Source organism: Cellulomonas olei (genome assembly GCF_039548315.1).
Lineage (GTDB): Bacteria > Actinomycetota > Actinomycetes > Actinomycetales > Cellulomonadaceae > Cellulomonas.
The window spans coordinates 78,483-94,939 of sequence record NZ_JBCLVN010000001.1 but is presented as its reverse complement, the minus strand read 5'-3'; the positions used below and the strand labels follow the sequence as shown (position 1 = coordinate 94,939).

The 16,457-nt window shown below is 76.3% G+C and carries 16 protein-coding genes; 8 read left to right on the top strand and 8 right to left on the bottom strand.

Annotated features, from left to right (window positions below):
- Positions 1 to 61 precede the first annotated feature (61 nt).
- Positions 62 to 1,231: an MFS transporter gene (locus AAHH18_RS00435; protein ID WP_343300161.1), complete on the bottom strand. Its 1,170-nt coding sequence runs from the start codon at positions 1,229 to 1,231 to the stop codon at positions 62 to 64.
- The gene (locus tag AAHH18_RS00430) at positions 1,219 to 1,536 is read right to left on the bottom strand and encodes an MFS transporter (protein ID WP_343300160.1); all 318 of its coding nucleotides are present in this window, start codon (positions 1,534 to 1,536) and stop codon (positions 1,219 to 1,221) included. Before AAHH18_RS00430 ends, AAHH18_RS00435 begins: the two co-directional genes overlap by 13 nt.
- An 83-nt stretch (positions 1,537 to 1,619) precedes the next feature.
- On the opposite strand from AAHH18_RS00430, the gene AAHH18_RS00425 reads away from it, so the two are divergent.
- From AAHH18_RS00425 to AAHH18_RS00415, 3 genes are all read left to right on the top strand, one after another.
- Positions 1,620 to 2,258, top strand: a complete 639-nt coding sequence (locus tag AAHH18_RS00425) for a TetR/AcrR family transcriptional regulator (protein ID WP_343300159.1) — start codon at positions 1,620 to 1,622, stop codon at positions 2,256 to 2,258.
- A 258-nt stretch (positions 2,259 to 2,516) separates the two neighbouring features.
- Entirely contained in the window at positions 2,517 to 4,628 is a 2,112-nt protein-coding gene (locus AAHH18_RS00420; RefSeq protein WP_343300158.1) for an RCC1-like domain-containing protein, read from the top strand.
- A gap of 290 nt (positions 4,629 to 4,918) precedes the next feature.
- Positions 4,919 to 6,529 carry a methyl-accepting chemotaxis protein gene (locus AAHH18_RS00415; protein ID WP_343300157.1) on the top strand — a complete coding sequence of 537 codons (1,611 nt, stop codon included), beginning with the start codon at positions 4,919 to 4,921 and terminating at the stop codon, positions 6,527 to 6,529.
- Between the two features lie 30 nt (positions 6,530 to 6,559).
- Here the strand turns inward: AAHH18_RS00415 and AAHH18_RS00410 are convergent, their stop codons facing one another.
- Entirely contained in the window at positions 6,560 to 7,396 is an 837-nt protein-coding gene (locus AAHH18_RS00410) for an SDR family oxidoreductase (RefSeq protein ID WP_343300156.1), read from the bottom strand.
- A 94-nt stretch (positions 7,397 to 7,490) separates the two neighbouring features.
- On the opposite strand from AAHH18_RS00410, the gene AAHH18_RS00405 reads away from it, so the two are divergent.
- Positions 7,491 to 8,183, top strand: a complete 693-nt coding sequence (locus AAHH18_RS00405) for a TetR/AcrR family transcriptional regulator (RefSeq protein WP_343300155.1) — start codon at positions 7,491 to 7,493, stop codon at positions 8,181 to 8,183.
- Between the two features lie 11 nt (positions 8,184 to 8,194).
- Here AAHH18_RS00405 and AAHH18_RS00400 read toward each other — a convergent pair whose 3' ends face one another.
- Positions 8,195 to 9,010 carry an AraC family transcriptional regulator gene (locus AAHH18_RS00400; RefSeq protein WP_343300154.1) on the bottom strand — a complete coding sequence of 272 codons (816 nt, stop codon included), beginning with the start codon at positions 9,008 to 9,010 and terminating at the stop codon, positions 8,195 to 8,197.
- Between the two features lie 129 nt (positions 9,011 to 9,139).
- On the opposite strand from AAHH18_RS00400, the gene AAHH18_RS00395 reads away from it, so the two are divergent.
- Positions 9,140 to 9,580, top strand: coding sequence for a universal stress protein (locus AAHH18_RS00395; RefSeq protein WP_283319172.1), 441 nt, complete (start codon positions 9,140 to 9,142; stop codon positions 9,578 to 9,580).
- Positions 9,581 to 9,602: 22 nt separating this feature from the next.
- Here the strand turns inward: AAHH18_RS00395 and AAHH18_RS00390 are convergent, their stop codons facing one another.
- From AAHH18_RS00390 to AAHH18_RS00380, 3 genes are read right to left on the bottom strand one after another with little or no spacing between them, the layout of a single operon-like run.
- Positions 9,603 to 10,283, bottom strand: a complete 681-nt coding sequence (locus AAHH18_RS00390) for an MBL fold metallo-hydrolase (protein WP_343300153.1) — start codon at positions 10,281 to 10,283, stop codon at positions 9,603 to 9,605.
- A 7-nt stretch (positions 10,284 to 10,290) separates the two neighbouring features.
- Positions 10,291 to 10,950 (bottom strand): TetR/AcrR family transcriptional regulator, encoded by a 660-nt coding sequence (locus AAHH18_RS00385; RefSeq protein WP_283319174.1) that lies wholly within the window; start codon positions 10,948 to 10,950, stop codon positions 10,291 to 10,293.
- Positions 10,951 to 11,006: 56 nt separating this feature from the next.
- Positions 11,007 to 11,546, bottom strand: a complete 540-nt coding sequence (locus AAHH18_RS00380) for a TetR/AcrR family transcriptional regulator (protein ID WP_343300152.1) — start codon at positions 11,544 to 11,546, stop codon at positions 11,007 to 11,009.
- 81 nt (positions 11,547 to 11,627) lie between these two features.
- Between AAHH18_RS00380 and AAHH18_RS00375 the strand changes: the two genes are divergently transcribed.
- The gene (locus tag AAHH18_RS00375; RefSeq protein ID WP_343300151.1) at positions 11,628 to 12,638 is read left to right on the top strand and encodes an SDR family NAD(P)-dependent oxidoreductase; all 1,011 of its coding nucleotides are present in this window, start codon (positions 11,628 to 11,630) and stop codon (positions 12,636 to 12,638) included.
- Positions 12,639 to 12,652: 14 nt separating this feature from the next.
- Here the strand turns inward: AAHH18_RS00375 and AAHH18_RS00370 are convergent, their stop codons facing one another.
- Positions 12,653 to 13,858, bottom strand: a complete 1,206-nt coding sequence (locus AAHH18_RS00370) for an amidohydrolase (RefSeq protein ID WP_343300150.1) — start codon at positions 13,856 to 13,858, stop codon at positions 12,653 to 12,655.
- A 79-nt stretch (positions 13,859 to 13,937) separates the two neighbouring features.
- Here AAHH18_RS00370 and AAHH18_RS00365 point away from each other — a divergent pair, with 79 nt between their 5' ends.
- Both AAHH18_RS00365 and AAHH18_RS00360 read left to right on the top strand, forming a co-directional pair.
- A complete protein-coding gene (locus tag AAHH18_RS00365; RefSeq protein ID WP_283319179.1) occupies positions 13,938 to 14,987 on the top strand; it encodes an Lrp/AsnC family transcriptional regulator in 1,050 nt (349 codons plus the stop codon).
- Between the two features lie 57 nt (positions 14,988 to 15,044).
- Complete coding sequence (locus tag AAHH18_RS00360) at positions 15,045 to 16,442, top strand: L-serine ammonia-lyase (RefSeq protein WP_283319180.1); 1,398 nt, start codon at positions 15,045 to 15,047, stop codon at positions 16,440 to 16,442.
- Positions 16,443 to 16,457: the final 15 nt, after the last annotated feature.

Genomic DNA, 16,457 nt, shown 5'->3' with positions numbered 1-16,457 from the left:
GGTCGAGCGACGGTTCCACGCCCGGCTCGCCGCGAGGCTGCCGCGACGGGTACCTCCGGCGTCAGGCTCGCGCGGAGCCCGACCCGGTGCGCGCGACGGCGCCCGGCACGGTCTCCGCAGGCGGGTCCGGCCGCTCGTCCTCCCGCCGCGTCGAGCCGCCGGGGAGCGCCAGCGCCGGCAGCACCGCGAGGCACGCCAGGCCGATCGCCCACCAGAACGCCCCGTGGAACGCCGCGGTCGCCCCCTGGTCGAGCAGGGACTGCAGGGCCACCGCGACGATCGCGGTGCCGAACGCCCCGCCGACCTGCTGGGCGATCCGGGTGTTCGCCGTGGCGTGCGGGACGTCGTCGTGGGGGACGTCCTGGTAGGCCACCGACATCGCGGGGATCAGGACCGCGCCGATCCCGATGCCGCGCACGAGGAGCACCGCGCCGAGCCACCACAGGCTGGTGCCGGGCCCGGCGAGCGCGAACGGGACCGTCGCGACGGCGGTCAGCACGAAGCTCGCGACGGTGACGGCGCGGGCACCGAACCGGTCGACGAGCCTGCCGACCGCGAAGCGCGCGGCCAGGGCGCCGACGCCCTGCGGGATCATCAGCAGGCCCGCGTGCAGCACGCTCTGGCCGTGGAGCTGCTGGTAGAACAGCGGCAGCAGGAACATCGCGGCGTACATCGCGGCCCCGGTGCCGAAGAGGACCAGCGACGCGGAGCCCAGCGACCGCACGCGCAGCAGGCGGATGTCGACGACGGGCTCGGTGGCACCCGGGCGCAGCGCCCGGGCCACGAACACGCCGAGCAGCACGACGCCGGCGGCGGCCGGGACGAGGACGTCGACGTGCCCGATCCCGCCGTCCGCGGCGAGCCGGGTCAGCCCGAGCAGGGACGCGGCCAGGCCGGCGGCCAGCAGCACCAGCCCGGCGACGTCGAGGCGCGCCGGCCGTGCGGCGCGGGCACGCCGGTCGTCGGGCAGGTACCGCCATGCCATCCACAGCCCGACGGCGACGAGCGGCACGTTGACGAGGAACAGCCACCGCCAGCTGAGCCAGCTGAGGATCACGCCGCCGATCACCGGCCCGAGGATCGGCCCCAGCGCCATGGGCAGCGCGACCGTCGCCATCATCCGGCTGGTGACGCGCCCGCCCGCCGCGCGCACCGCCAGCGTCTGCATCAGGGGCATGATGAGGCCGCCGCCCAGGCCCTGGACCGCCCGGAACGCGATCAGGCTCGGCACGCTCCAGGCGATCGCGCACAGCACCGACCGGTCACGAAGACCAGGAGCGCGGCCGCCCACGCGCGCTTGCCGCCCCACCGGCTCTCGACCCAGCCGGTGACGGGGATGGCCACGGCGATCGCGAGCAGGTAGCTGGTGGAGACCCACTGGATGTCGGCGCTGGTCGCGCCGAGCTCCAGGGACAGCGTGTGGATCGCGAGCGCGACCATCGTGGAGTCGAGGATTGCGGCGATGCCGCCCACGATCAGCGCCGCGAGCGCGCCACGCAGGTCCGGGGTCGGCCGGGTGTCAGTCGGTGTCGGCATGGTTCGTCCACGAAGAGAGGGAAGTGTCTCTTGGAGAGTAGGACCGGTGGCTAGGGAACACAAGCCTCTCTAGAATCGACCGGGTGACCCCCGGACCCGCCCGTCGCCGCCGCGGCCAGGCGCTCGAGGACGCGATCCTCGAGGCCGCGTGGGACGAGGTCGTCGAGGCCGGCTTCGCGAACCTGACCATGGAGTCCGTGGCGGCCCGGGCACGGACCGGCGTCGCGGTGCTGTACCGCCGCTGGGCGAACAAGGTCGAGCTGGTGCTCGCCGCGACCGAGCACAACCGCCGCGCCCACCCCGTCGAGCTGCCTGACACCGGGACGCTGCGCGGGGACCTGCTCGCCCTGCTCGGAGGCATGGGCCGGGCCCGGTCCTCGATCTTCCCCGTCGGTGCCGCCATCGCGACCTCGGGTCTGCTGGCCGGCAGCGACATGACGCCACGGCAGATGCGCGCGTCGATCCTGGGCGACCAGGCGCTGTCCGACCACGCCCGCACCGTGTACCAGCGCGCGCACGACCGCGGCGAGATCGACCTGCGTCGCATCCCGCTGGCCGTCCTCACGCTCCCGTCGGACCTGGTGCGCCACGACATCTTCATGGACCTCGGGCCGGTCGGGCCGGAGCGGCTGCGCGCGATCGTCGACGACGTGTTCCTGCCGCTCGCGCGGAGCTACTCGCAGGGGCAGGGCGCGGGCGACGCCGACACCGGAGGTCGCTGACGGCTCCCCGGGGTGCAGCCGCGCACCGGCAGAGCCGCGCGCACGGTGCCGTGACTACTTAGCGGGCCGGGACCGACCACTCGGCCGGGCAGGCCGGGTACTCCCCTTGCCCGCCGGCGCTACGCAAGCGGACCCGCCTCGCCCGTAGCGGGCGGAGACCCGGACCTACGGTTCGAGGCGCAGCCCCCGGACGCGACCCCACGTCGCGCGGGCCCGGTGCTGCGGTCCCCGACTCCCACCCCACTGTGAGGTCCACTCGTGTTCGTTCGTTCCACGTCCCGGAGGCTCGGCGGGCTCGTCGCGGTCGTGACCGCGTGCCTGCTCGCCGGCTCGTCCGCTGCGGTCGCGGCCCCCGCGCCCGACCGGGGACCCACCTCCGGGGGGACGGTCGTCTCCGGCGCGGTCCCGGACCCCGTCACGTTCGTGGACGTCGTCGGCGGTGGCAGGCACACGCTCGCGCTCGGGGCCGACGGGAACACCTACGCCTGGGGCCGGGGCCAGGAGGGGCAGCTCGGCGACGGCACCACCACCGAGGTGTCGAAGCCGACGGCCGTGGACGTCCCGGCCGGGGTGACGCTCACGCAGGTCTCCGCCGGCGGCGAGTTCTCCGTGGCGCTCGGGGCGGACGGGAACACCTACGCCTGGGGCAACGGGCGGTTCGGGCAGCGCGGCGAGGGCAGCCTCGAGTCGTCGGTGCCGGTGGTCCTGGACGTCCCGGCCGGGGTGACGTTCACGCAGGGCGCCGCCGGCGGCGAGTTCTCCGTGGCGCTCGGGGCGGACGGGAACACCTACGCCTGGGGCAACGGGCGCTTCGGGCAGCTCGGCGAGGGCAGCCTCGAGTCGTCGGTGCCGGTGGTCGTGGACGTCCCGGCCGGGGTGACGTTCACCCAGGTCGCCGCCGGCCACGACTTCTCCGTGGCACTCGGCTCGGACGGGAAGGCCTATGCCTGGGGCAGCGGGTACTTCGGGCAGCTCGGCAGCGCCCTCACCGACTCGTCCGTCCCGGTGCCCGTGGGCCTCCCCGCCGGTGTGACGTTGACCCAGGTCGCTGCCGGCTACGGCCACGTCGTGGCCCTGGGGTCCGACGGGAACACCTACTCCTGGGGCTTCGGGATGTTCGGGCAGCTCGGCAACGGCACCACCACCGACTCGTGGGCCACGGTGACCGTGGACCTCCCGGCCGGTGTCACGTTCACCCAGGTCGCTGCGGGGGACTTCCACTCCCTGGCGCTCGGGTCGGACGGGAACACCTACGCCTGGGGCTACGGGACCGACGGGCAGCTCGGGGACGGCACCGTCTTCACGACGTCGGCGGTGCCGGTGCGGGTCGAGGTACCGGCGGGCGTCACGTTCACCCAGGTGGCCGGCGGAGCCTCCTTTTCCCTGGCCGTCGGGTCGGACGGCCAGGCCTATGCCTGGGGCTTCGGGAGCTACGGACAGCTCGGGGGCGGCGCCGCGAGCCCCCAGACGCCGCTGCCGGTCGCCGCAGCCCTCCCCCCGGGCGTCACGGTCACCCGGGTCACCGCCGACCACGGCTACTCCGCGGCGCTCGGGTCGGACGGGAACGCCTACGCCTGGGGCCTCGGGGACGACGGGCAGCTCGGCACGGGGGACGCGACGCGCTCGTCGGTGCCGATGCGGGTGGACACCGGGGGCACCACGGTGCAGGCGGTGTCGTTCGACGGTGTGGCCGGCACCGACCTGACGGTGGACGGCGACACGTGGTCGGTGACCACCCCCGCGCACGCGTGCGGACCGGTCGACGTCGTCGTCGAGCACACCCAGATGGGGCTGAGCCGCAGCCACCGGTCCGCCGGTGGCTTCACCTACGGCTCGGCGCCCGTGGTCACGACGCACCCCGTCGGGGCGGACCTGCCCCCCGGCGGCGGTCAGGTGCAGCTCACCGCGGCGGCCGACGGCGACGAGACCCCCGCCGTGCAGTGGCAGCAGGCACCCGCGGGCACGCAGGAGTGGACCGACGTCCCGGGCGCCACCGCGGCCGTCCTGGAGGCTGAGGTCACCGCGGCCACCGACTACCGGGCCGTCTTCACCACGTGCCTGGGCTCCGCCGCCACGGACACCGCGGCCGTCACGGTCGCCCGCGCGTCCGACCCCGAGCCCGCCCCGGACCCCGAGCCCGTCCCCGGCCCGGACCGCACGCCGGCGCCCGGCCCTGCTGCGGACCCCGGGACCCCCGCCGGTGACGCGGTGCCGGGTGCCGCGGTCGCCGGCGCCGGCGCCGGCTCCGGCTCCGCTGACGTGCTCGCGCGCACCGGCTCGGACGCGGCGCTGCTCGCGGGTCTCGCGCTGGCCCTCGCCGGAGCCGGCGCGACGCTGGTCGCGACCCGCCGGCGCCGCGCCCGCCGCTGAGGCACGACGGACGGCGTCGCCCCTGACCGGGGGGCGGCGCCGTCCGTCGGCCGCGCGCCGGGTCGGTGGGATGACGGTCGAGCCGGCGTCCGGGCACCACGTGGCTCGAGCACGACGACACGGACCGCCCCCTGGCGCCGGCGGCCGCACGTCCGTCCCGCGTCGACGACGACGCCGGTCAGGGACGGGTGGCGCGGGACCGCCACCTCGCACTTCACCCTCGGCATTCCCTCCCGTGTCGCCCCGGCGTGCCGATGGCTGATCCGGCAGGGGCTGTCGAGGGAGTTCGCATGAGGTGGTTCTCGGATCGGTCCATCGCGGTGAAGGTCGGCGCCTGCCTGGGGCTGCTGGCGGCGGTGGCGGTGCTGCTGAGCGTGATGGCGACGGACCGGCTGGGTCGGCTCTCCGACCAGCAGGAGCGGATGTACGCGGAGTCCTCCGCGCCGCTGGCGGAGCTGATCGGGCTGACCCGCGACGTCGGCGGCATGCGCGCGCGGGTCTCGATCCTGCCGTCGCTGCCGCCCGAGGACCGGCAGGCGGCGGCCGCCGACCTCGAGGACCGCGTCGCGACCGTCCGCACCGAGCTCGCGGGGTACGAGGAGCACGCGAGCGACGACGACGTGATGGGCGCCATCGAGAGCGACCTCGGCACGTACATGGACGACATCGAGCAGGTGCAGACCCTCGCGGAGTCCGGCGACGACGCCGCGGCGACCGCCCTGATCGTCGGGGAGATGCGCGACCTCGCCACCTCCGTCAACGACGGGCTGGAGCAGGAGGCGTCGCAGCTCGCCGCGGCCGGCGAGCAGACCAACGCCGAGGGCTCCCGGCTGGCGCAGCGCAGCGTGCTGATCCTGTGGGTGTCGCTCGGTGCGGCGCTCGTCCTGTCGTTCATCGGCTGCGCGGTCGTGCTGCGGTCGCTGCGGCGGAGCGTGCGCGAGGTCGAGTCCTCGCTGTCCGCGCTCGAGCGCGGCGACCTCACCCGTGACCCGGTGGTGTCCTCCGACGACGAGCTCGGCCGCATGGCGCGGTCGCTCACCAGCGCGCAGGCGGCCCTGCGCGCCACGATCGCGCAGACCGACCAGGCGGCCCAGAGCGTCGCCGCCGCGGCCGAGGAGCTCACCGCCTCGACGACGGAGGTCGCCGCGGGTGCGGAGCAGACGTCGGCGCAGGCGGGCGTCGTCGCGGCGGCGTCGGAGCAGGTGTCGCGCAACGTGCAGACCGTCGCCGCGGGCGCCGAGCAGATGGGTGCGTCGATCCGGGAGATCTCCCAGAACGCGTCGCAGGCCGCGAAGGTCGCGGGCCAGGCCACCGAGGCGGCCGCCGTCACGAACGAGCAGGTCGCGCGGCTCGGCGCCTCCTCCCAGGAGATCGGCAACGTCGTCAAGGTGATCACGTCCATCGCGGAGCAGACGAACCTGCTGGCGCTGAACGCGACGATCGAGGCCGCTCGCGCGGGGGAGGCCGGCAAGGGCTTCGCGGTCGTCGCCGGGGAGGTCAAGGAGCTCGCCCAGGAGACCGCGAAGGCGACCGAGGACATCGCGCGCCGCGTCGAGACGATCCAGAGCGACACCGCCGCTGCGGTGACCGCGATCGGGGAGATCTCCCAGATCATCGCGTCGATCAACGACTACCAGCTCACCAGCGCCTCGGCCGTCGAGGAGCAGACCGCCACGACGACCGAGATGTCGCGCTCCGTGGCCGAGGCCGCCTCCGGGTCCGGGGAGATCGCGTCGAACATCACCGGGGTGGCGTCCGCCGCCGACGCCTCCACGCAGAGCGTGCAGCAGATCGGGTCGGCGGTGAACGAGCTCGCCCGGATGTCGGCCGACCTGCGCTCCGCGACGTCCCGCTTCGTCTACGTGGAGGCGCCGGGCCGGGCGGTGCCGGCTCCGGTGTAGGCCGCGTCGGCGCCTCGCCGGGCCGCGGGGTCAGCGGAACAGCGCCGCGTGGTCCTCCACCCAGGTCCGGAACGCGCGGGCCGGCCGCCCGGTGAGGCGCGGGTACGCGTCCGAGATCGTGGGCGTGGTGCCGACGGCCTCGCGCCAGCCCGTGATGATCTGGCGGACCCACACCTGCGGCACGTGCCGGCCGAGCAGCGCGGCGGACTCGGCCTCGGTCTGCTCGACCACCGTCACGGGGAGGCCGATGACGTCGCCGATGGTCGCGACCTGCTCGCGCAGGGTGAGCCGCTCGGGGCCGGTGAGGACGGGTGCCGCGCCGACCAGCGTGTCGCCGGTCAGCGCCAGCACCGCGACGTCGGCGATGTCGGCCTCGTGGACCGGGGCCTGCACCGCCTCGGGGTAGGGGAGCGGCACCGCGCTGTCGGCCCGCACGCCCCAGCTCCACCGGGCGGCGTTGCCGGCGAACCCGCCGGGGCGCAGGAACGTGCGGTCGAGGCCGGCCGCGTCGATCGCGCGCTCGACGCGCAGGAACCGGGACCCGTTGTAGTCCTCCTCGGCGCCGGGCTCGGTGACCGCGGAGGACGAGAGCAGCACGACGTGGCGCACGCCCGCCCGCGCGAGCTGCGCGACCAGCGCCTCGGGGTCGTGCAGGTCGGCGTAGAGGAACACGCGCTCGACCCCCTCCAGGGCGGGGCCGAACGAGGAGGGGTCGTCGAGGTCAGCGGCGTACGTCCCGACGTGCGGCGGCAGCGCGAGCCGGCGCGGGTCGCGGCTGGTCGCCCGCACCTGCTCGCCCCGCTCCAGGAGGCCGGCGACCACGAGGCCCCCGACCGCTCCGCTGGCTCCGACCACCAGGACCGACATGACGCCCTCCTCCGCGACGGCCGCTCGGACGAACGGCGTTCGCGAACACTGTTCGCCTCGAACGGTGATCGTGTCAAGCGGCTATGCTGGGGCCGTGCCGCCGTCCGCCGAACCCGTGTCGCGCCGGGACCGCCCCGCCAAGCCGCCGCTGTCGCGCCGCTCGATCCTCGACGCGGCCCTGGCCCTCATCCGCGAGCGCGGCGTCGAGGCGGTGACCCTCCGGGACGTCGCGGCGGCCGTGCAGACCGGGCCGGCGTCGCTGTACGCGTACTTCGCCCACCGGGACGAGCTGCTGGAGCACGCGCTCGACGAGGTCTACGGGAGCGTCCGGCTGGTCGGCGTGGGCGACGTCGCCGACGGGGACTGGCGCGCCGCGCTCGCGGCCACGGTCGTCCGCACGATCGACGCCCTGGAGCTGTACCCGGGCATCGGCGTCGTGGCGCTGGGGACCACCCCCACGCACCCGGGCGCGCTGCGGCTGGCCGAGCACGAGCTGGCGCTGCTGGAGGCCGGCGGTGTCCCCGACGCGGACGCCGCGCTCGCGATCGACCTCATCGCCCAGTTCGCGGCCGTCACCGCCGTCGAGCGCACGGTGCGCCGCCGCAGCGGGTCCGGCGCCGGCGCCCCCGGTGCGGACGCGGCCGCGCTCGGTGAGCACGCCGACGCGGACCGGTTCCCGCGGGTCAGTCGGCTGGTGCCGGCGCTCACCGGGCCGGACGAGCGCCGCCGCCGCGACTTCTCCATCGGTGTGATCCTCGCGGGCCTCGAGGCGACGACGCGCGCCTGAGGGCGCGGCTGTCAGCGCGCGCCGCCGCCCGCCCGGTAGCGCCCCGGCGTCGTGCCGACGAGGGGCGTGAACTGCTCGATGAACTGGCTCGTCGTTGCCCAGCCGCACGCCGCCGCGGCGTCGGTGACGCCCGCGCCGCCGGCGAGGAGCACGAGGGCGCGGTGGACGCGGAGCTGCAGCCGCCACTGCCGGTAGCCCATCCCGGTCTCCGCCCGGAACAGCCGGCTGAGGGTCCGCGCCCCGACGCCGGTCGCCTCGGCGACCTCCTGCAGCGACAGCGGGGTGGCGAGGTCGCGCTCGACGAGCCGCGCGACCGTCCGCAGGCGCGGGTCGCGGGGCTCCGGGAGGTGCAGGGGCTGCTCGGGGGCGGCGGTGGCCTCGTCGACGACGACCCGCAGGAGGTGCGCCACCGCGGCGGCGGACCGGGGCTGCCCGGACGTCGCCGCGAGCACGGCCTCCCGGGCGAGCGGGGACGCCACGAGCACCGCGGGAGCGGCGGGGAGCTCGGCGGCCAGGGCGTCGTCGAGGTACACGATGCGCATGTCGGTGCGCCCGTGCGCACGGTGGCGGTGCACGCAGCCCGCGGGCACCCACGCGAACCGGGTCGCCGGCGCGATCCACGTCCCCTCGCCGGTCGTCAGGGACAGCACGCCGGAGGCGGCGTGCACGAGGTGGCCCTGGCGGTGGGCGTGGTCCGGCGACACGGCCGCGTGCTCGATGAGGAACGCCCCGCCGACCCGCGCGCCGGCCGACGCCCCGGCCGCGCCGCGCGCCTCGGACTCCAGCAGCTCCGCCCACCCCGGGGTGGGTTGGCGAGAAACAGACATCACGGGGGACTTTACGTGTTCCGCGCCGGGGTGCGCGGCCTGTCTACTCGTCGGCATGACCACCTTCCCCGCGACCGCGTTCCCCACGACCCCGCCCGCTGCCCGCGTCTCCCGCGCCGGGGGTGCCCGATGAGCCTGCGCTCCATCGTCGTCGGGGTCGACGGGCGCGAGCGGTCGTCCCGGGCGCTGGCCTTCAGCCTCGGGCTCGCCGAGCGGGAGTCCGCGACGCTCCACGTCTGCTACGTCCGACCCTTCGTGCACTGGTCGTCGTTCGCGCTGACGTCGATGTCGATGTTCTGCTGGGACGTCGGCGGCCTGCTCCGCGTCTCCGGCGAGGAGGTCGCGGACGAGGTGGCCGCCGAGGTGTCCGACGCGTTCCGCCGCACGGGCGTCCGCGGCCGGCTGTTCCTCCCGGCCGGCGACATCGTGGGCGAGCTCGCGGAGCTCGCGCGGGCGCAGCAGGCCGACCTGGTCGTCGTCGGGCGGTCCCGGCGCCTCGGGGCGGGCCGGTCCTCCGCCGCGCGGCGGCTCACCGACGGGTTCCGGCGCGGGCTGCTCATCGCGTCGTAGCGCCCCGCCGGAGGGGTCGGCGCTAGACGTTCGGCCCCGGCGTGCCCGCCGTGATCCGCGCGACGAGCCCGTCGATCTGCTCCCGCGCGCGCTCGGGGGTGACGGGCTCGAGCACGGGCCGGCCGCGCTGCGCGGGCCACGGCACGAGGACGTCGAAGTCGAGGTCCCGCATGAGCGCGAGCGTCTCCAGGAACGCGGACCGGTCGCTCTCGCCCAGGATGACGGCCCGCCACACGCCGTCCTCCACCCACAGCGAGTCGCCGGGGAACAGGTAGCGGTGCTCGCCGTCGTCCCAGAGGTAGAACGCGGTGCCGGCGGTGTGGCCGAGGCTCGGGACGACCTCCAGGTCGTCGCCGAGCCGCTGCCGTCCGCCGAACACGACGTCGACGCGCATGGACCGCTCGGTGTGCGCCCGGTCGCGCTCGTGGACGAACGTCGGCACGTCGAGCGCGGGGGACCCGTGCATGCCCTCGTGCCAGTGGTTGACGAGCAGGCGCTTCGGTGTGCCGAGCGACCGGATCTGCTCGGCGGCGGCGTCGATGCCGGGGTTGTTGTAGACGATGACGGGGCCGTCCGCGGCGTCGAGGACGAAGGCGCGCAGGTCGACGCCGGCCATGAACGGCAGCGGGGCCGGTGGAGTGGTGGCGTAGAGCCGTGCGCCGAGCTGCTCGAGCCCGGCCCCTGTCGGGGAGGGTGCGGTCACGGCGGCGTCACGGCCTCTCGAGGGTGCGGCCCATGGCCTCGGCGACCGCGCGGAACGCCGGCGGCTCGGGGGCGAGCGGCTCGGGTGAGGCGCTGGGGCGGGTGCCGTCGACGACGAGCGCGGCGTAGCGGCGCCACAGCGCGGGGTCGACGTCGCGGATCGCGGGGGCGATGCCGCTGACCATGACGGCCAGGGCGACGGTGTCCTGCCGGGTGAACCCGGCGCGGAGCTCGCCGGCGGCCACGGCGGCGTCGATCAGGCCGTCGGCGGTGGTGGCGAGGAGGTCGCTGAGGTCGGGCGGGAAGCGGTCGAAGCGGCCGGGCCCGAACAGGACGGTCGCGAGGCTGCGGTCCTGCGCGTGCACCTCGATGATGCCCATGAGGTACGTCCGGAACGCCTCGCCCGGGTCCGGCAGCTCGGCCGCCTCGACGGCGACCCGCAGCACCGTGTCGATCTTGTCGGCGAACAGGGCGTCCAGCAGGGCCTCGCGGTCGGGGTAGTTGCGGTACACCGTGGCGATGCCCACGCCGGCCGCCTGGGCGACGTCGCCGAGCGTCGCCGCCGGACCGTGCTCCGCGAACACGCGGGACGCCGCGTCGAGCACCCGCCTGCGGTTGCGCTCGGCGTCGGCCCGGGGCCGGCGGACGGGAGGGGCGTCGGTGGTCATGCCCGCAGCGTACGCCAGAAAGTGGATGTGGAGGTTCCAGATCCGGTTAGTGCTAGTCAGTCCGGCCGCAGCCCCGCGCGGAGCACCGCCGTGACCGTCGCCCGGTCCTCGGGCGTGCCGAGGCGGACGACGTGCTCGATGCCGCAGACCAGGTGCATGAGCTGCCCCAGGGTCAGCTCCGCCCGGACCGCCCCGGCGCGCTGCGCGCGGTCGAGCAGGGTCGCGGCCGTCTCCGTGAGCTCGGCCTTGGCGCGGCCGACCTCGGAGGAGGAGCCGTCCGCGGCGAGCAGCACGGGCTGCAGGCCGTCGTCGGCGAGCAGCAGGTCGAGCATCGCGGACAGGAAGCCGTGGAACGCGGCCCCGGCGTCCTCGGTGCGCAGCGCGGTGCGGGCGGCGTCGAGGGCCTGCTCGACGGTGCCGGCGGTCAGCGCCTCGACGAGCGCGTCCACGGTGGGGAAGTGCCGGTACACGGTGCCGACGCCGACCCCGGCGGCGCGGGCCACCTCGTTGAGACGCAGGTCGGCCCGGTGGCAGCCGGCGGCCGCGGCGAGGATGCGCTCGCGGCTGCGGGCGGCGTCGGACCGGAGGGGCGTCATGCGCTCAGCGTAACCGAAGCGGATGGATCATCCGGTATGGTCCCGTAGCAGATGGGCTATCCACTTCGAGACGAGGACGCCATGACCACGCCGACCCGCACCGACGACGCCGACCACACGGACCGCACCGACCGCACCGCCACCCCGGGGACGACCGGGCGCACCGCCTGGGACCCGCTCCGCCTGCCGCGCCAGGACGGCCGGACGCTGGTGGTCACCGGTGCGACCGCCGGGATCGGGTACTTCGCCGCCGAGCAGCTCGCGGCGGCGGGCGCCGACGTCGTGCTCGCCTCCCGGTCGGCCGCCAGGCTGGCCCACGCGCGCGACACGATCCTCGCCCGCACCCCGGACGCGCACGTGCGGACGGTCGTCCTGGAGCTCGGCTCGCTGGACGCCGTCGACGACGCGGCCGCGGAGCTGGCGGCGCTGCCCCGCCTGGACGGCGTGTTCCTCAACGGCGGCGCCATGTCGATGCGGTCGGGCGCCCGTACGGCGGACGGCCTGCCGCTGCTGCTCGGCACCCACGTGGTCGGGCACGCGCGGCTGCTCGCCGGGATCCTGCCGTTGCTCGCCGCCACCGCCGCGGCCCACGGCGGCGAGAGCCGGGTCGTCCACGCGTCCACCGGCTTCGTCCGCCGGTTCCGCCCCGGGTTCGACGACGTCGCCCGGGTGCCGCGGCTCGGCATCGTGGCGTACGCGAAGGCCAAGGCCGTCACGGAGGTGCTCGCGTTCGAGCTGGACCGCCGGCTGCGCGCCGCCGGACGGCCCGTCGCGTCGGTGGTCACGCACCCCGGCGTCGGCGTCGACGCCCGCACCCCCGAGCGCCCGGGGATCCGCGACCGGTCCACCCCGTACCGGCGCAACCCGTACACGCCCTGGGCGCAGGGCAAGGACGCCGCGGCCTGGCCCGGCGTGCGCGCGCTGACCGACCCCGGCGTCCGCGGCGGGGAGTACTACGCGCCGGCCGAGGGGACGCGCGGCGTGCCGGCGCTGCTCCCCGTCCCCGTGCGGACCGCCGAGCCGGGGGACGACGCGGCGCGGCGCGTGTGGGCGGAGGTCGAGTCGCTCGCGGGGGTCGAGCTGCGCGTGTGAGCCGGCCCGGCGGGCTACCTCCCGGGCGGCGGCGTCCCCAGCCGCTCCCCGGCCCGCAGCGCCGCCACCGTGTCCACCGCGGTCAGCGCCATCGCCAGGGCACCGTCGACGGCGGCGCGCTCGGCGGCCGGGCCGATCGTGTCCTCCGCGAACTCGGGGGTGTGCGGCGCCGAGTCGCAGCCCTCGATCGCGACGAGCGGGTGGATGGCGGGCACGGCGTGGGACACCGTGCCCATGTCGGTGGACCCGCCCGCGGGCCCGGCGTACGCCTGCGGGGAGCGGCCCAGGGCGGCGAGGTTGCGGTCCCACGCCCGGGCGAGCAGGGGGTCCTGCACGACGTCCGCGTAGGTGGGCTCGGCGTCGGTCCAGGACCAGGTGCACCCGGAGGCGACGGCGCCGCCCTCGAAGCACGCGAGGACTCGACGTCGGGCGTCCTCGACGGCCGCGAGCGTGTCGCCGCGCACCTCGGCGCGCACGGTCGCGGCCGCCGGGATGATGTTGGTCGCCTCGCCGCCGTCGGCCACGTACGCGTTCGCGCGGGTGCCGTCGGGCAGGTGCTGGCGCAGGAGGCCCAGGGCGACGAGGCCGATCGTGGCGGCGCCGGCGGCGTTGGCCCCGCCGGGGTTCGCCGCGCCGGCGTGCCCGCCGCGTCCCCGGAACGTCACGTCGAAGCGCGCGGCGGCCTGGGTGCGCACGTCGGCGCAGCGCACGTCGTGCCCCGGGCCGGGGTGGACCATCAGGCTGAAGTCGACGTCCTCCCAGGCGCCGGCGTCGAGCAGCAGGACCTTGCCGCCGCCGTGCTCCTCCGCCGGGGTGCCGAGCAGCTTCACCCGCAGGCCGGTGCGGTCCGCGACGCGGGCCAGGGCGAGCGCGGCGCCGACCCCGGCCGCCGCGATGAGGTTGTGCCCGCACGCGTGCCCCATGCCGGGCAGCGCGTCGTACTCGGCGCACACGGCGACCGTGACGTCGCCCGTCCCGCAGGTCGCCTCCACGGCCGTCCCGAGCCCGTAGGCGCCGACGGTGGTCGCGAAGCCGGCGTCGCGCAGGACGCCGGCGACCGCCGCGGCGGCGCCGTGCTCCTCGAACGCCGGCTCGGGGGTGGCGTGGATCCGGGCGCTCAGCCCGAGCACGGCGTGCTCCCAGTCGGCGCGTGAGGCGAGGACGGCGGCGCGCACGTCGTCGGGGGCGCGGTGGACGGGCGGGGGCTGGGTGACGGACATCGCTCCTCGATCGACGCGGCGGACGGGTCGCGTGCAGGATGTCCCGCCCGTGCCGGCGGCCTCGGTAGGGTGAAGGATCATGACGGCCACCCGCAGCCCGGTGCAGGGACGCAGCCTCGACGAGGTCGACCGGCGCATGATCCACGCTCTGCAGATCAGCCCGCGTGCGCGCTGGGCCGCGCTGGCGCCCGTCGTCGGCGTGGACGCGGTCACGCTCGCGCGGCGCTGGGAGCGGCTCGCGGGCGAGGGGGTGGCGTGGGTGGCGGGGCTCCCGGGCTCGGCGGCCCGCGGCCCGGCGGCGATCCTCGAGGTGGAGGCGCAGCCCGGTGCCACGCCGCAGATCGCGGACGCGCTCGCCGCGGACGCCGAGTCGTTCACCGTCGACCACACCGCCGGCGGCCGGGACCTCCTCGTCCTGGTCGGCGCCCCCGACCTGACCGCGCTGGGCGACTACGTCATCGGGCGGATGCGGGGGCTGGACGGGGTGCGGGCCACCCGCACGCACCTGCTCTCCTCGCCGTTCACCGACGCGGGGCAGTGGCGCCTGGGAGCGCTGTCCCCGGAGGAGGCGGCGGCGGTGGGCCGCACGGTGCCGGCGCCGGGTGCGGCCCGGCTGCGCGTCGACCCGCAGCTGGAGGAGGCGCTGCTCACGGTGCTCGGCCGGGACGGCCGCGCGACGGTGGCGACGATCGCCCGGACGCTCGACGTGGGGCAGCGCCGGGTCCGCGAGTCGCTGGCGGCGCTGACCGCGCGCCGGCGCCTGGAGGTGCGCACCGAGATCGCGCGGGCGTACTCGGGGTGGCCGGTGCACGCGTGGTACTTCCTGCGGGTGCCGGCGTCGCTGACGGAGCGGGTCGGCGCGGCGCTCACCCGGCTCGGGGAGGTGCGCCTGGCCGTGTCGACGATCGGCCCGTACAACCTGGTGCTCTCCGTGTGGATGCGGACGCTCGCCGACGTCCAGCGGCTCGAGGTGGCCATCGGCAAGCGGGTGCCCGACGTGTCGATCGCCGACCGCTCCGTCGTCCTGCGCAGCCTGAAGAAGGAGGGCCGGGTGCTCGACGGGCACGGGCACGCGACCGGCACCTTCGTCCCCCTGCCGACCGACTTCGCGCGCGACGACGCCGACTGAGGTACGGATCCTGCACCGCGCGGAGAGCCGCTGACGCGCTGCCTATCGTCGCGTGCCATGGAGACGCAGCAGACCGTCGGGGTCTTCGACCTGTTCACGATCGGCATCGGCCCGTCCAGCTCGCACACGGTCGGTCCCATGAAGGCGGCCGCCGACTTCGCGCGGCGCCTGGCGGACGCGGGGGCCCTGGAACAGGTGCACACGCTGCGGGTCGACGTCCTGGGCTCCCTCGCCGCCACCGGCGCGGGGCACGGGACGTTCACCGCGATCCTCCTGGGGCTCGCCGGCGCCCTGCCGGACCGGGTCCTCCCCGACGAGGCCGAGGCCCTGCTCGACCGGATCACGCGCACCGGCACGGTCGACCTCGACGGGCGGCACCCGGTGCCGTGCCGGGTCGAGGACTTCGTGCTCCGCCCGCTCACGGTGCACCCCCGGCACCCCAACGCGCTGTCGTTCGCCGCGTCCGACGCGCAGGGCCGCGAGCTCGCCGCCGGGACGTACTTCTCGGTGGGCGGCGGCTTCGTCGTGCGCGAGGGGGAGGACGCCGCCGGCGACGCGGCGGACGGCACCGACGCCGCGCCCCTCCCGCTGCCGTTCCGCACGGGCGCCGAGCTGCTCGCGGTGTGCGGGTCGACGGGGCTCGCCGTGAGCGAGGTGATGCGCACCAACGAGCGCGCGCGCCGCTCCGACGACGAGATCTCGCGGGGCCTGCGGCACATCTGGGAGGTCATGGAGGCGTGCGTGCGCTCGGCGGTCGCCCGCGAGGGCGTGCTGCCGGGCGGCCTGGGCGTGCGCCGACGGGCGGGGGAGTGGGCCGCGCGGCTCGAGCGGGAGGACCCGCACCACGACGAGGCGCACTGGCAGCAGCGCGTGAACCTGGTGGCGCTCGCGGTCAACGAGGAGAACGCCAGCGGCGGCCGCGTCGTGACCGCACCGACCAACGGCGCCGCCGGGGTCGTGCCCGCGGTGCTGTCGTACGCGCTGGACTACACCCCGGCGGGTCGCGCCGACCGGGACGACGTGGTCGAGCGCTTCCTGCTCGCCGCGGCGGCGGTCGGCACGCTGTACAAGGCGAACGCGTCGATCTCGGGCGCCGAGGTCGGGTGCCAGGGCGAGGTGGGGTCCGCGTCGTCGATGGCGGCCGCGGGGCTCGCGGAGGTCCTCGGCGGCACGCCGCGGCAGGTGGAGAACGCCGCCGAGATCGCCATGGAGCACAACCTGGGCCTGACGTGCGACCCGATCGGCGGGCTGGTCCAGATCCCGTGCATCGAGCGGAACGCGATCGCGGCGGCCAAGGCGGTCAACGCGGCGCGGATGGCGCTCTGGGGCGACGGCGACCACCGGGTCTCGCTCGACCAGGTGATCGCGACCATGCGCGAGACCGGGGCGGACATGAGCCACAAGTACAAGGAGACCGCGCTGGGCGGTCTCGCCGTCAACGTCGTGGAGTGCTGAGCCGGCGTCCCCGGC